Source organism: Streptomyces sp. NPDC000594 (assembly GCF_040299965.1).
In the GTDB taxonomy this organism is placed as follows: domain Bacteria; phylum Actinomycetota; class Actinomycetes; order Streptomycetales; family Streptomycetaceae; genus Streptomyces.
The window spans coordinates 76,396-89,931 of record NZ_JBEPCY010000016.1 but is presented as its reverse complement, the minus strand read 5'-3'; the positions used below and the strand labels follow the sequence as shown (position 1 = coordinate 89,931).

The 13,536-nt window shown below is 72.2% G+C and carries 14 protein-coding genes and 1 riboswitch; of the genes, 11 read left to right on the top strand and 3 right to left on the bottom strand.

Annotated elements, in window-relative coordinates; all coding sequences use genetic code 11:
* Positions 1 to 151: 151 nt before the first annotated feature.
* Positions 152 to 925 (bottom strand): SDR family oxidoreductase, encoded by a 774-nt coding sequence (locus ABT354_RS22325; protein ID WP_351496469.1) that lies wholly within the window; start codon positions 923 to 925, stop codon positions 152 to 154.
* A 317-nt stretch (positions 926 to 1,242) separates the two neighbouring features.
* Between ABT354_RS22325 and ABT354_RS22320 the strand changes: the two genes are divergently transcribed.
* A complete protein-coding gene (locus tag ABT354_RS22320; protein WP_351496467.1) occupies positions 1,243 to 1,788 on the top strand; it encodes a TetR/AcrR family transcriptional regulator in 546 nt (181 codons plus the stop codon).
* Positions 1,789 to 1,917: 129 nt separating this feature from the next.
* Positions 1,918 to 2,313, top strand: coding sequence for a lipocalin/fatty-acid binding family protein (locus ABT354_RS22315; RefSeq protein WP_351496465.1), 396 nt, complete (start codon positions 1,918 to 1,920; stop codon positions 2,311 to 2,313).
* 168 nt (positions 2,314 to 2,481) lie between these two features.
* Here ABT354_RS22315 and ABT354_RS22310 read toward each other — a convergent pair whose 3' ends face one another.
* Positions 2,482 to 3,369 (bottom strand): NAD(P)-dependent oxidoreductase, encoded by an 888-nt coding sequence (locus tag ABT354_RS22310; RefSeq protein WP_351496463.1) that lies wholly within the window; start codon positions 3,367 to 3,369, stop codon positions 2,482 to 2,484.
* Between the two features lie 59 nt (positions 3,370 to 3,428).
* Here ABT354_RS22310 and ABT354_RS22305 point away from each other — a divergent pair, with 59 nt between their 5' ends.
* The 9 genes from ABT354_RS22305 (at position 3,429) to ABT354_RS22265 (ending at position 12,752) form a co-directional block, all read left to right on the top strand.
* Entirely contained in the window at positions 3,429 to 3,779 is a 351-nt protein-coding gene (locus tag ABT354_RS22305; protein ID WP_351496461.1) for a winged helix-turn-helix transcriptional regulator, read from the top strand.
* A 197-nt stretch (positions 3,780 to 3,976) separates the two neighbouring features.
* A riboswitch (cobalamin riboswitch) is annotated at positions 3,977 to 4,157 on the top strand.
* 373 nt (positions 4,158 to 4,530) lie between these two features.
* Positions 4,531 to 5,529, top strand: a complete 999-nt coding sequence (locus ABT354_RS22300; protein ID WP_351496459.1) for an ABC transporter substrate-binding protein — start codon at positions 4,531 to 4,533, stop codon at positions 5,527 to 5,529.
* Between the two features lie 113 nt (positions 5,530 to 5,642).
* Positions 5,643 to 6,683, top strand: a complete 1,041-nt coding sequence (locus ABT354_RS22295; protein ID WP_502983476.1) for a FecCD family ABC transporter permease — start codon at positions 5,643 to 5,645, stop codon at positions 6,681 to 6,683.
* Entirely contained in the window at positions 6,680 to 7,507 is an 828-nt protein-coding gene (locus tag ABT354_RS22290) for an ABC transporter ATP-binding protein (RefSeq protein ID WP_351496457.1), read from the top strand. The genes ABT354_RS22295 and ABT354_RS22290 overlap by 4 nt, the downstream gene beginning before the upstream one ends.
* Before the next feature lie 187 nt (positions 7,508 to 7,694).
* Positions 7,695 to 8,387, top strand: coding sequence for a (2Fe-2S)-binding protein (locus ABT354_RS22285; RefSeq protein ID WP_351496454.1), 693 nt, complete (start codon positions 7,695 to 7,697; stop codon positions 8,385 to 8,387).
* Positions 8,388 to 8,524: 137 nt separating this feature from the next.
* A complete protein-coding gene (locus tag ABT354_RS22280; protein WP_351496452.1) occupies positions 8,525 to 8,647 on the top strand; it encodes a hypothetical protein in 123 nt (40 codons plus the stop codon).
* A 133-nt stretch (positions 8,648 to 8,780) separates the two neighbouring features.
* The gene (locus tag ABT354_RS22275; RefSeq protein ID WP_351496450.1) at positions 8,781 to 10,124 is read left to right on the top strand and encodes a YcaO-like family protein; all 1,344 of its coding nucleotides are present in this window, start codon (positions 8,781 to 8,783) and stop codon (positions 10,122 to 10,124) included.
* 121 nt (positions 10,125 to 10,245) lie between these two features.
* Positions 10,246 to 11,268: an LLM class F420-dependent oxidoreductase gene (locus ABT354_RS22270; RefSeq protein ID WP_351496448.1), complete on the top strand. Its 1,023-nt coding sequence runs from the start codon at positions 10,246 to 10,248 to the stop codon at positions 11,266 to 11,268.
* Entirely contained in the window at positions 11,265 to 12,752 is a 1,488-nt protein-coding gene (locus ABT354_RS22265; RefSeq protein ID WP_351496446.1) for an MATE family efflux transporter, read from the top strand. Before ABT354_RS22270 ends, ABT354_RS22265 begins: the two co-directional genes overlap by 4 nt.
* A gap of 43 nt (positions 12,753 to 12,795) precedes the next feature.
* Here ABT354_RS22265 and ABT354_RS22260 read toward each other — a convergent pair whose 3' ends face one another.
* The gene (locus ABT354_RS22260) at positions 12,796 to 13,407 is read right to left on the bottom strand and encodes a response regulator transcription factor (protein ID WP_351496444.1); all 612 of its coding nucleotides are present in this window, start codon (positions 13,405 to 13,407) and stop codon (positions 12,796 to 12,798) included.
* Positions 13,408 to 13,536: the final 129 nt, after the last annotated feature.

Sequence of the window (13,536 nt, the reverse complement as noted above, 5' to 3'; positions counted from 1 at the left end):
CCTCACCCCGTCTGGTTTCTCTTGGTGTGGGCTGTCGGGCTGCTCCGCGCCCGCCCCGGCCCCGGGCGCGTCGGGGCCGGCGCCCGCGCCCCCGCGGGTCGGCGGGTCCGGTGGTGCCCCGGGAGGGACACCACCGGGTGCGGGTCTGGGGTCACCAGGGGAGGGTGAGGCCCTTTCCGGTGTCGTCGGAGCAGGTGTAGGTGCCGGTGGGTCCGCCGTCGGGGAGGGTGGCCATCCGGACGGGCAGGACGACGCCCTGTTCGAGGGTGAGGAGGCCGGTGTGGTGGGTGGCGTCGGTCGGGACCCAGTTGGGCGAGACGGCGTTCACGAGGATGCCCTCGGCGCGCAGTTCATTGGCGTACATGATGGTGACCGCGTTGAGCGCGGCCTTGGAGACGGGGTAGCCGAGGGTGTTGGGGAACTCGCCGTCGGAGAAGACGCCGGTGGGGTCGTGGTTCTCGGCGGCGGCGGTCAGTGAGCCGATCACGCTGCTGATGTTGACGATGCGGGCGGCCTGCGAGCGGCGCAGCAGCGGCAGCATGGCGTTGGTGACGGTGATGACGCCGAGGACATTGGTCTCGAAGCTCTGGCGTACGTCGTCGGTGGGGGTCTGGCTGGGGGTGTGCCAGGGGGTGCTCATGCCCGCGTTGTTGACCAGGATGTCGAGCCGGCCGGATTCCTCCTCGATCCGCTGGGCGGCGAGGCCGGCGGTGGTGCCGTCGGTGACATCGAGATGCACGAAGCGCACGTCATGGCCTTCGGCGCTCAGCTCGGCGGCGGCCTTCCGGCCGCGTTCCTCGTTGCGGGCGCCGAGGAAGACGGTGATCCCCTGGGCGGCGAGCTGCCGGGCTATGGCATTTCCGACGCCTTTGTTGGCACCCGTGACGAGGGCGACATGCGGGGTGGTGGTCGCGGGGGAGGTCATGAACAGCCTTTCGTGATGCCGGGAGAGGTGCTGGCCTCCGGCCCCGGTGTCGTCCGGGGCCGGTGTGGTGCGGTCGGCGTGGTGCGGGCCGGTGTGGTGCGGCGCATCGCGTACCCGGTGAAAGGGGCCGGGGACGAGCGGAGAGATCAGGGGCTGAGCCTGGAGCCGGCGGCGGAAGGCATGGCTCCGTGGGAAGCCCGGCCGCTGGGCACCCCCTTGCGCCCATGTCGCCGTGATCGACGGACGCGGCCGGTGATACGACCCGGCCGGGCGCGCCGATACCGTAACTATACCTTCTGGATGGTACAGTTTCTATTGTGCGACCGAGCTCGAAGAATCTGATCCTGGACGCCGCGGTCCGTGTGACCGAGCGGGCGGGCATCACCGGCCTGACCCTGGAATCGGCGGCCACCGAGGCCGGTGTCACCAAGGGCGGCCTGATGTACCACTTCCGTACGCGGGACGAACTGCTGCTGGCGGTCCAGCGCCATGTGACGGCGGCGTGGGAGGCGCGGCTGGTGGCCGCCGCCGGAAAGCCGCTCGCGGAGGCGTCGCCGCGCGAGCTGACCGCCGCCTACGCCCGGGTCGGCACCGAGGGGGGAGCCGGCAGGGCGGCGCTCTCCTTCATGGTCGAGTCCGTGACCCAGCCGGCGCCGGCCGAGGTCTGGGCCGGTCTGATGGGGCATCTGGACGGCCCGGCGCGGTCGACCGACCCCGGGGACATCGACCTGTTCCTCGCCCGGCTGGCCGTCGACGGCCTCTGGATCTACGAGGCCACCAGCGGCACCCCCCTGCCGGAACCGGTCCGGGAAGCCGTCCGGCAGCGGCTGCTCGCCCTGACCGACGACGCGGCCACGGACTGAAGCCGGGCGGGCAGGCGGGGCGGGGTGGTCAAGATCATGAACCCGTTGGTGATCTTGGTCGGTAACGTGAGGGTGACACGGCGCGGTCCGCGCCGGTGCGCATCGCATGACGACCAGGAGGGGTTCCGCATGGCTATCGAATCGGGCACGTGGGAGATGACCAGCAGTGACAACTACGGCGAGTATCTGAAGGCCGTGGGTGTCGGCATGATCCAGCGCAACCTGGCCGAGAAGGCCGTGCCCACCGAGGAGCTCACGACCGGCGACGGACCCTGGGAGCTGTCCCACACGACTCAGCTCAAGGCCTGGAAGGTGTCGTTCACTCTCGGCGAGCCCTTCGACCAGGTGACGGAGGACGGACGCACCGCGAAGTCGGTGTTCGTCCGGGACGGGGACAAGCTGATCCAGATCCAGAAGATCGGGGGCGACCAGAGCCAGGTGATCAGGGACTACAGCCCGACCGGGATGACCGTCACCTATGCCGCCAAAGGCATAACGGCCACCCGCGTGTTCAAGCGCCTCTGAGAAACCCTTCGCGCACCGCAGAAACGCCGACGCCCCCGGACCGGGGGCGTCGGCGTTTCTGCGGTCGTTGTCCAAGCGGTGACCGGGGAAGGGGAGCCCATCGCTTCGACGGCTGACGAAGACGCGGGGATCGCTGGTGCCCCAGCGGGGGCGATAGGCCCCTTCGGCTCAGTGGCGGCCGAGGACTTCGGCGATCCGGATGAACCCGTCCCCGCCGTGCCCCAGGCCGATGGCGCGGCGGGCCCAGCCCTCGGCCGCGCGCATCACGCCCGCGTCGATTCCATGGGCCTCGGAGGTGTGGACGATATGGGCCATGGACGACGCGGACGAGGTGATCGGGTTCTCCTCGCCCGAGTAGGTGCCGCTGTCCACGTCCTCCGCGAGTTCCTGGAAGGTCGGCGACAGGATCGCGCCGATGCCCTGGGTGAAGGGCGCCAGTTCCCGGGCGGTGATGCCCTCGGCCTTCGCCACCGCCAGGGCGTGCGCGTACCCCGCCATCGCGGTCCAGAAGATGTCGAGCAGGGCGATGTCGTACGCCGCCGCCCGGCCGATGTCCTCGCCGAGGTGGGTGTGGGTGCCGCCGAGGGTGTCCAGTACGGGCCGGTGCTCGCGGCGCAGCTCCTCGGGGCCGGAGTAGAGGAAGACCGCGTCGGGGGTGCCGATCGTGGTGGTCGGCGTCATGATCGCGCCGTCCAGATAGCGGATGCCGTGCTCGCCGGCCCATGCGGCCAGAGCGCGGGCCCGGTCCGGGGTGTCGGCGGTCAGATTCACGACCGTACGCCCGTGGAGCGCGCCGGCGACCCGCTCGGGCCGCAGGATGGCGTCCACCGCGTCGTAGTTCACCACGCAGACGACGATCAGCCCGCTCGCGGCGACGGCCTCCGCCGCCGTGGGCGCGCTGAGCGCGCCGCGTTCGACCAGTTCCCGGTCGCGGCCCGGTGTCCGGTTCCAGACGGTGGTCCGCAGGCCGGCGTCCAGGAAGGCGCCAGCCAGGGCACGGCCCATCGGCCCCAGGCCGAGCACGGTAACGTCGGAGGGTACGGGGTGCGCAGACATGATTCTCGTTTCCTCGGGAAGGCCGACGGCTGCTGGGAGCCGGTGAATTGGGGTGGGTTATGACACGCGGTCGGGCACAGGACACCGAGGTCTGCGGGGTGACCGCGGCCATCGCGGTGATCGACGGCAAGTGGAAGACCGGGCTTCTGTGGGCGCTGGAGGCCGGCCCGCACCGCCCGGCGGAGTTGCGGCGGCGGATGCCGGGTATCAGCGAGAAGGTGCTGACCCAGCAGCTCAGGGAGATGGAGACGGATGGTCTGGTGCACCGGGAGGTGCACGATGTGCTGCCCCCGAAGACGGTCTACTCCCTCACCGGCCACGGGCGGGAACTCGCCGAGGCACTGGCCCCTCTCGCCGACTGGGGCTACCTCCGGCTGGAGCGGCTCACGGAGGCCCGTGCGGCCTCCTGACCCGTATACACCTCCGTATCGCTGATCGGTGCCGACCGCTCCGGTCCGCTCCGGCGGCTCCTTGCCGCGCACCTCAAGTCTCGCCCCGTGCGGTGCCCTTGCCCAGTACCCACAAAAAAGTGGGTACGGTCCGCGCCCGCCGGGCGAAGGGTGTCGCCGGGCCGTCCGGTGAGTCCCGACGCAGGCTTATGGCGTGGTTGGTTTTCTGCCATGCTGTCCTGCGGAAAGGCGACGGCGGAACGAGGAAGCCGGTGTGAATCCGGTGCGGTCCCGCCACTGTGATCGGCGAGCGGATCCCGAACAGACCACTGCCCCCCGCGGGTGGGAAGGCCGGGACGAGCACTGACCCGAGAGCCAGGAGACTCACGCGGTCGCCTCCTCGAAGGAACTGGGGCGGATTTCCCCGGAGAGGAGGGCTTGTCGTGGTGCCCGGAAGGACGCTGTCCGCCGATTCGACGCCGTGCCGGTCCGTGCCGTGCCGGTCCGTGGTGTGCCGCAGCGAGGCGTGCCGGTCCGTGGTGTGCCGCAGCGAGGTGTGCCGGTCCGTGCTGTGCCGTGCCGTGACCCCGCCAGGGTGGGTGGCGCACCGGCCGTTCCCCGGCGGCGGGCCCGCCCACGGCTGTCCACCCTCTCCCCGGCAGCTGACGCACTCCTTCTGACGAGCCTCCGGTTTCCGGCGGGTCCCCGGACCCGTTTCCGGACCTGTTTCCGGACTGTTCAGGACCATCCTGTGGCGAGAGGATCCGCGCACATGAGGGACAAGCGCCCGATATCCCTGCTGTCGGCCCTGGCCGCGGCCCTCTTCTTCTTATCCGGCTGCGGCGGTACGGCCCCGGCCGCCCGGGACGGCGCCCCGCCGGCGGACTCCGCCGCCGAGGGGTTCCCGGTCACCCTGACCAACTGCGGGGTGAAGACGACCTATCAGCGTCCCCCGCGGCGCTCGGTGACGCTGAACCAGCATGCGACCGAGGTCATGCTGGCCCTGGGGCTGGAGAAGTCGATGGTGGGCACCGCCTATCTCGATGACAGGATCCTCCCCGAGTACCGGGAGGCTTACGACGGGATCGAGGTCCTGGCGAAGGAGTACCCCTCGTTCGAGGGGCTGCTGGCCGCCGAACCGGACTTCGCCTACGGCGGTTTCGCGGACACCTTCGACGGACAGTCGGGGCGTGGCCGCGCCGCTCTCGCCAAGGCGGGCATCGACTCCTATCTGAACATCGAGGAGTGCCCGTCCGGACCGGTGACGATGGCCACGATGGATCGGGAGATCCGGAATGTGGCGAAGATCTTCGGCGTGCCGGAGCGCGCGGAGCGGCAGCTCAAGAAGCTCCGCACCACCCTGGACCGGGTCGGGGAACGGCTCGCCGGTACCACCCCGGTGAAGGTCTTCGTCTACGACAGCGGCGACAAGACCGCCTTCACCGCGGGCGGCGCGGGCGTCGGCAACGAGATGATCGAGCGGGCCGGCGGGGTGAACCTCTTCGCCGACCTCGACAAGGCCTTCGGCGATGTGTCGTTCGAGCAGGTCGCCGAGCGCGCGCCCGAGGTGATCGTCATCTATGACTACGGTGACCAGCCGGTCGAGGACAAGAAGAGAGCACTCCTCGCGAACCCGGCGCTGAAGGACGTTCCCGCCATCGAGGACGAGCGCTTCGCCGTGCTGCCGCTGTCGTCCACGGTGCTCGGGGTGCGGGTGCCGTCCGGTGTGGAGGCCCTGGCCCGGCAGCTCCACCCGGACCGCTTCCGGTGACCGCCGCCGACGCGACGGGCGCGACCGACGCGGCTGACGCGACCGACGCCACCGGCGCGCCCCGGGCGAAGGAGACAGCCCGCCCCGGAAACCCGGGGAGCCCTCGGCCGCCGCTGCCCGCCACCGTCCGCCGCCCCGGGATCCCCTACCCGCTCGTACTCGCCCTGCTGGCCGCCCTGCTCGCCGCCGCCGTCACCGCCGGGATCGCGGCCGGATCCATCGCCGTCCCCGCCGACCAGGTCTGGGGCATCCTGCTGCACCAGGTGCATCCCGCACTCGCCGAGCCGACCTGGACACCGGTCCGCGAGACGATCGTCATCGACGTCCGGCTCCCCCGGGTCCTGCTCTCCGGGGTCGTGGGCGCGGGCCTGGCCGTCTCCGGCATGGCGCTCCAGGCCCTGGTGCGCAACCCCCTCGCCGACCCCATGCTGCTCGGGGTGTCGTCCGGTGCCTCCGTCGGCGCGGTACTGGTCGTCGTCTTCAACGTCACCGTGTTCGGGATCTTCTCGCTGCCGGTCGCCGCCTTCCTCGGCGCGCTCGCCGCCCTGGTCGCCGTCTGGTTCCTGGCCCGGTCGGGCGGGCGGATGACCACCGTACGGCTGGTGCTCGCGGGCGTCGCCACGGCCGAGGTGCTCTCCGCCCTCGCCGGCTTCCTCGTCGTCACCTCCAGCGACCCGCACAAGACCCAGTCGGCACTGCGCTGGATGCTCGGCGGACTGGCCGGCACCACCTGGACGGTGGTGTGGATCCCCGTCGGCGCCGTCCTCCTCGGCACGGTGGTCCTCCTCGGCGTCTGCCGCCCGCTCAACCTCCTGCTCGCGGGCGAGGAGGCGGCCATGGCACTCGGCCTCGATGTGCACCGCTTCCGGGCCGCACTCTTCGCCCTGGTCGCCGTCATGATCGGCACGATGGTCGCGGTCAGCGGCCAGATCGGCTTCGTCGGCCTGATCATGCCGCATGTGGTGCGGCTGCTGGTCGGCTCCGACCACCGCCGTGCGCTGCCCGCCGCGGCGCTGCTCGGCGCGGCGTTCCTCATCGCCGCCGATCTGGCGGCCCGTACCGTCATGAGCCCGGAGGAGATTCCCGTGGGCATCCTCACCGCCCTGGTCGGCGGCCCCTTCTTCCTGTGGCTGATGCGCCGGAGGACCGCATGACCGCCAGGGCCACGCCGGTACCCAGGGCCGCGGCGGCGCCCGCCGAGCTGACCGCGGAGCAGGTGTCGGTGGTCGTCGACGGACGGGCGCTGGTCGACCGGGTGTCCCTGCGGGTCGCCCCCCGCGAGGTGGTGGCGCTCGTCGGCCCCAACGGCGCGGGCAAGTCGACCCTGCTGCGCACGGTCTACCGCGCGCTGCGCCCGACCTCGGGACGGGTCCTGCTGGACGGCGAGGACATCCGGCGCATGTCCGGGAAGAGCCTGGCCCGCCGGCTCGCCGCCGTCCAGCAGGAGTCCGCCGGGGACTTCGACCTCTCGGTGTACGAGGTGGTGGCCATGGGCCGCACCCCCCACAAGCGTGCCTTCGAGGGAGACGACGGCGACGATCGGGGCGTCATCATGGGCGCCCTCGCCGAACTCGGCGTCACCGACCTGGTGCACGCCCCCTTCGCCCGGCTGTCCGGCGGTGAGAAGCAGCGGGTGCTGATCGCGCGTGCCCTCGCCCAGTGCGCCGGGACGATGGTGCTGGACGAGCCGACCAACCATCTGGACCTGCGCCATCAGCTCGACACCCTGCGCCTGGTCCGGGGGCTGGGGGTGACCGCCGTCGTCGCACTCCACGACCTCAATCTGGCCGCGGCGTTCTGCGACCGGATCTGTGTCATGGCGGACGGCCGTCTGGTGGCCGGCGGGCCGCCCGCGGAGGTCCTCACCACCGAGCTGCTCGCCGAGGTCTACCGCGTCGACGCCGATGTCGTACCGCACCCCCGGACCGGGATTCCGCATATCACCCTGGCTGCCCGCGACCCCTTCGGAAAGGGGTGATCCGGAGACCTTTCGCATTCCTGCGGAACCCCGCTTCCCGCCCCGAGGAAAAGGCCGGGCGGTTCCTTCGGCATGCCCGCATCCCTGAATTCCGTGAGCCTGCGGAGCGAATCCATACGAACCGCCATCCGGCCCACCCCACCGAACCGGGAAACCGACACCACCGAACCGAGAAAAGGGAGTCGATGTGAAATCCCCCCGCCAGGCCCCGGCCCCACGCGTCGCCGAGGCCCTGGAGGAGGCCGCGGCCTTCGGTACGTTCTTCACGATCGAGAGGGGCGGCCCGGACAAGGGCTGGCACCCGGTCGAGGAGGCGTACACCGCCGGATGCGCGGATCTGATCGCCGCGACCTGCGACCGCTACGGCACCCGCGAACAGCGCGTCGGCGCCTCCGTCATGCAGCTCGGCCATGCCGCCCGCCTGTGGTCCCCGGTGCTGGCCTGCGCCGTCGTCCAGGGGATCGTCCCCGATCTGGAGGGGCTGCACCGGGCCGACGACGGCCCCGCGCTGCGCCTGCCCGCCTCTCCCACCGGCTGGTACGTGGAGGGTGTCCCCGCGATGACGGAGGCGCTGTACACGGTCGTGGTCACCCGGCGGCTCGACGCTCTCGCCGCCGGGCTGCGGGTCCGGGTCGCGCCCCGGCTGCTGGCCGGGAACGCGGCATCCGCGCTGGTCGAGGCGGCACGGGCGGTCCTGGCGGCCAGGCCCGACCGCCGCGGGATCCTCACCGCCGTGGTCGAAGGACTGCTGAGCACCGGCCGGCTCTCCGGCGCCGGGAAGGTGACCGGCCCCGATCTGACCTTTCGCCGCCGGAGTTGCTGCCTCTATTATCGCGTTCCCTCGGGGGAGAAGTGCGAGGACTGCTCACTGGCCGGATGAATTCCCGTCGTTCCTGTCCGGAAACGCATTGAGGAATCCGCCATCCCCGTCCTAATCTGATTCCGCAAGTCACTCGCAAGTGCACGGGATGTGCGGGTGGGTTACGCGGGTCCTGTGCCGAACTGAGGAGGACGCATATGGCGCACCACGGCTGGGCCGAACCCCAGGAACCCCAGAAGGGTCTGAAGTCCCACACCCCGGCGGTCGACGCACCGTTCGAGTGGCGTGAGGACCACGAGGACGAGCAGAGCGAGAGCTGATCGGACGGCGGGGGTGCCCTCGCGTCGCCCCCGCCGCGCCCCTGCCGGCCGACCCGGACCCCTGCACCCGGCCCGGATCCCTGCCCCCCATCCGGATCCCTGTCACCCCGCCCGGAGAGGACCGCGAAGCGCAGTGCTGCCAGACCTGGTCGAACGGGTCATCCGCGACCGGCCCCGCGTGGAGACCGTGCCGAGCTGTGTCTCGTACAGCGCCCATCTGTCGCCCCGGCCCGAGTTCGCCCCCTGGGTGATCGACACCGTCACGGGCGGTGCCGCGCTCGGTGACCACGACCGGGCCCGCGCCGCGGCCGTGGGCGAGGCCGTCGAGCGGTACTGCGGCAATGTCGTCCCCGACACCCTGACCACCGCTCCGTACCGGCGGCTGAGGCGTACCGGCCGGCCCGCGGTCGACCCCCGCGACTTCGCCCTCTACTCACCCGCCCAGTACGCCCACCGGGGCTTCCCCTTCGTCGCGCCGGACCCCGATCTGGAGATCGCCTGGGTGCCGGCCACCGACCTCTCCGACGGGGAGCGGCTGCTCGTACCGGCGTCATTGGTCTATGTGAACTACTTCCGGGGTGCGCACTCCGGCGAGCCGCCCACCAACTATCCGATCCTGGCGGGCACCGCCGCCGCGACCGGCCTTGAGCAGGCGTACCGCGCCGCCCTGGAGGAGGTCTTCGAGCGGGACGCGGTCACCCTGTGGTGGCTGAGCGGCGCGCGGGCGGCCGAGCTTCTCCCCGGAGCGGGCGGAGCCGTGGCACGGGCCGTCGGCGAGGCCGGGGCCGCAGGGCTCCGGGTGACCTTCCTGCGGATCCCCTCGACCTTCGCGGTGACCGTCGTCGGCGCGTTCATCGAGGACCCGGAGCGGCGGCTGGTCGCCTTCGGCAGCGCCTGCCGCGCCACGGCGGAGGAGGCGGCGGCCAAGGCGCTCACCGAGGCGGTCGGCATGCATGAGACCGGGCTCGAACTCCTCGACCACGACGGCGACTTCTGGAGCGCCGTGCGCGCCGGACACATCGGCCACCGCCCGTACCGCCCCCACCGGGACGACCGGGCCTACCGGCAGGACTTCCGCCCGGACCTGCGCGATGTCAACGATGTGCGGCTGCATGTCCAGTTCCATCTCGACCCACGCACCCAGGGCGCCCGGCTCGACCGGCTGCGCGCCCCCGCCCCCGCCCGGCCCCCGGGACCGGCCACCGCCACCGCTCCCGTCCCCGGGCTCGCGGGCGGTCTGCGGGAACTCGGCGCACAGGGCCTGCGGGCCCTCACCGTCGATCTCACGACACCGGAGGTGCGGGACGCCGGCCTGTATGTCGTCCGGGTCCTGGTCCCCGGCCTCAGCTGCAACGCCCCGGCGGCCTTCCCCTTCCTCGGCGGGCGCCGGCTGTACGAGGAGCCGGTCGCCCGCGGCTGGGTGCCGGGCCCGCTCCGGGAGGACGGTCTGGAGCTGGCACCCCTGCCCTTCTCCTGACAGTGCTTTCCCCTCCCGACGCCACCTTCCCCTCCTGACACGTCCCCTCCCCGAGGGCTGCTCGCCCCTCGTCGAGCCCCTCGTCGACCATCCATCACCACGCGAGAAAGGAGCCACCGCGATGCGTCTCGGGCTGGCCCTGGGTTACGGCGGAGAACCCATCGAGCAGGTCCTGCCGATCGTCGAGCGTGCCGAACAGATCGGTGTCGACTCGGTGTGGAGCGTGGAGGAGTACGGCCCCGACGCCGTCAGCGTGCTCGGCTATCTGGCCGCCAGAACCCGGCGGATCGAACTCGGCACCGCCATCATGCAGATCCCGGCGCGCACCCCCGCCGCCACCGCGATGACCGCGATGACCCTGGACATGCTCTCCGGGGGCCGCTTCCGGCTCGGGCTGGGCCTCTCCGTCCCCTGGATCGTGGAGGGCTGGCACGGCAGGCCGTACGACAAGCCCATGCGCCGGACCCGTGAGTACGTCGACATCGTGCGCAAGGCCATCGCCCGCGAGGAGCGCGTCGCGTACGACGGTGAGCTGTACCAACTCCCGTACCGGGGGCCGGGATCCAGCGGACAGGCCCGGCCGGTGCGGTCGGAGATGACCCCGCTGCGCACCGACATCCCCGTCTATCTGGGTGCGATCGGCCCCCGCAGTGTGGCGCTGACCGGCGAGATCGCGGACGGCTGGCTCGCGGGACTGTACGCGCCCGAGCACGAGGCCGCCCTCACCCGGCCGCTGGACGAAGGGCTCGCCCGGGCCGGGCGCGCACCCGGCGACCTCAGGATCTGCCCGATCCTGTACGTCGCCCGTACCGACACCGTCGAGGAGGGCCGCGACGCGCTGCGCCCGCTCTTCGGCCATCTCATCGGAGCGGTCGGCCCCGGGGCCCGCAACACCTACTTCGATGTCGCCTGCCAGATGGGGTACGAGGGCCAGGCCCAGACGATCCGGGCGCTCTTCGCCGACGGCCACCGGAAGGACGCCGTCGCGGCCGTCCCCGACTCGCTGCTGGACGAGGCGGCGCTCGTCGGGCCCCTTCCCGCGATCGTCGACAGGATCCTCGCGTGGAAGGACTCCCGCGTGGACACCCTGATCCTGCTCGACCGCGACATCGAACTCCTGGAAGCCGCCCAGGCCGCGCTGTGAACGACCGCTCCGACCCCGGCCGCCCCGCCCCCGACCCGGCCGACCCGGCCGGCGCCGGACCCGTCCGCTCCCCGGACACCGGCTCCGGGAAGCACCCCGGGGGCGGCGGCCGGGGAGGTGCCCGGGGCGGTGGCCGGGGAGGAGCCCCCGCACCCCCCGTACCGCCGTCCGCGCGCGGGGTGTGGACCCTGGCGTACCCGCTGCTGATCGCCGGCCTGACCCAGATCACCGTGAACCTCGTGGACACGGTGATGCTCTCCCGGCTGTCCACCCAAGCGCTGAGCGCGTTCGCGCTCGCCGCCCCCGTATATCTGGTGGCCCTCATCGTCGTACGCGGCTGGGCGACCGCCGTGCAGGTGCAGGTCGCCCAGCGCCACGGTGCGGGACGGCCCGACGAGGTCGCCCGGGTGGTCCGGGTCGGCACGGTCATCGCGGTCGCCGCCGGACTCCTCGTCGGGGCGCTGCTGTATGTCACGGCCACCCCCGTCCTGACCCTGCTCGGGGCCCCGGCGGACGTGATCGGGCCCGGTACCGACTATCTGCGGGTGCTCGCCTTCGCCGTGCCCGTCGCGGCGGTCTCCTTCACCCTCCAGGGCGCCTGCGCCGGAATCGGCGCCACCCGGGTCTCGATGTACAACGCCCTGCTGGTCAACGCGGTCAATCTGCCCCTCGGCCTGCTGCTGATCTTCCGGACCGGACTCGGTGTCACCGGCGCCGCCGTCGCGACCCTCGCCGCCACCGCCGCCGGGACCGGCTATCTGCTGCTGTACAGCCGTACCCGCCTGCTCCGGCGTCCGGAGGGAGCGGCCGACGGCTCACGTGAGGTCACCCGCGGTCTGTGGCGCGTGGGCTGGCCGGAGATGAGCACCCTGGGTCTCGGCTACCTCAACGAGGCCGTGCTGGCCGGTTTCGCCGCGCGGATGGGCACCCATGACCTGGCGGCCTACCGGATCGTGGACAACCTGCTGCTGGTGGTCTTCACCGTCCTCGTCTCCGGGGCCTCCGCCGTGACGGTCCTGGCCGGACAGGAACTCGGCGGCGGCCGCCCCGCCCGTGCCCGCGCCTGGGGGCAGGCGGGCACCAGGCTGATGCTGCTGATGTTCGCCCTGCCCGCGGTGGCCGCCCTGGCCCTCGGCCGGCCGCTGATCGCCCTGGTCACCGATGATCCGGCGGTCGCCGAACGGGCCTGGGAGACCCTGCCCCTGGCCCTGCTGAGCATGGCGCCCATGGTGCTCGCGATGTCCCGGGGCTCGCTCCTGCGGGCCGCGGGGGACACCCGGTCGGTGATGGTCGCGTCCATCACCTCCGACTATGTGCTCCTCCTCCCGTGCGGCTGGCTGCTCGGGGTGCACGCGGGCCTCGGCCTCCCCGGCCTGTACACGGCCTGGATCGCGTTCGCCGTGCTGTACGCCGTCCTTCTCCAGGTGCGCTACCGCCGCCGGTTCCCGGCGGAGGACCCCGGGGGTGCTCCGCCGCCGAGGTAGCCGTGTGCCCGGCCGGAAGCGGCCCGGGGCGCGGGGCGCGGGCTCAGATCCAGCCGTGCCGGCGGGCGACATGGGCGGCCTCATGGCGGTTGGCCACCTTGAGCTTGGTGGTGATGCTCGACAGATAGTTGCGGGCGGTCCCCGGTTTCAGGACCGCGCGCTGGGCCACCTCATGGATCGGGGCACCGTCCGCCGCCAGGGAGAGGATGTCCGCCTCCCGGCGGGTCAGGGGGGACTCCGCCGCCGAGAGGGCCTCCGCCGCCAGGACCGGGTCGATGTACCGGGTGCCTCGGTGGACCATCCTGATGCCGGTGGCCAGCTCCCGCGCGGACGAGGTCTTCGAGACACATCCATGGGCCCCCGCGAGCAGGGCCGCCCGCAGTGGCCCGGGGGCGGTGAGGGAGGCGATCACCACGTACCGCACGGAGGGCCGGGCCCGCTGGAGTTCACGGATGACGCCGATGGCGCCGTCCTTGCCCGGCAGATTCAGATCCAGGGCGCACACATCGGGGACGAGCCTCCGCGCCAGCCGTGCCGCCGTGCCGCCGGTGGTGGCCTCGGCCACGATGTCGAGATCCTCGTCGGTCGCCAGCAGCGCCGACAGCGCTTCGAGGACCAGTCTCTCGTCATCGGCCAGCAGGACTCTGATGGTCATGGATCGGCCTCTCTCGCCGGAGGGGGTGTGCCATGGCACGCGGTTGTCCGTCCGCGCCTGCCCCACCGCGTCGTAAGGGCGGCACGGACCGGGCCCGCACCGCGTTCACGCCAACCGTCATCCGTGTCA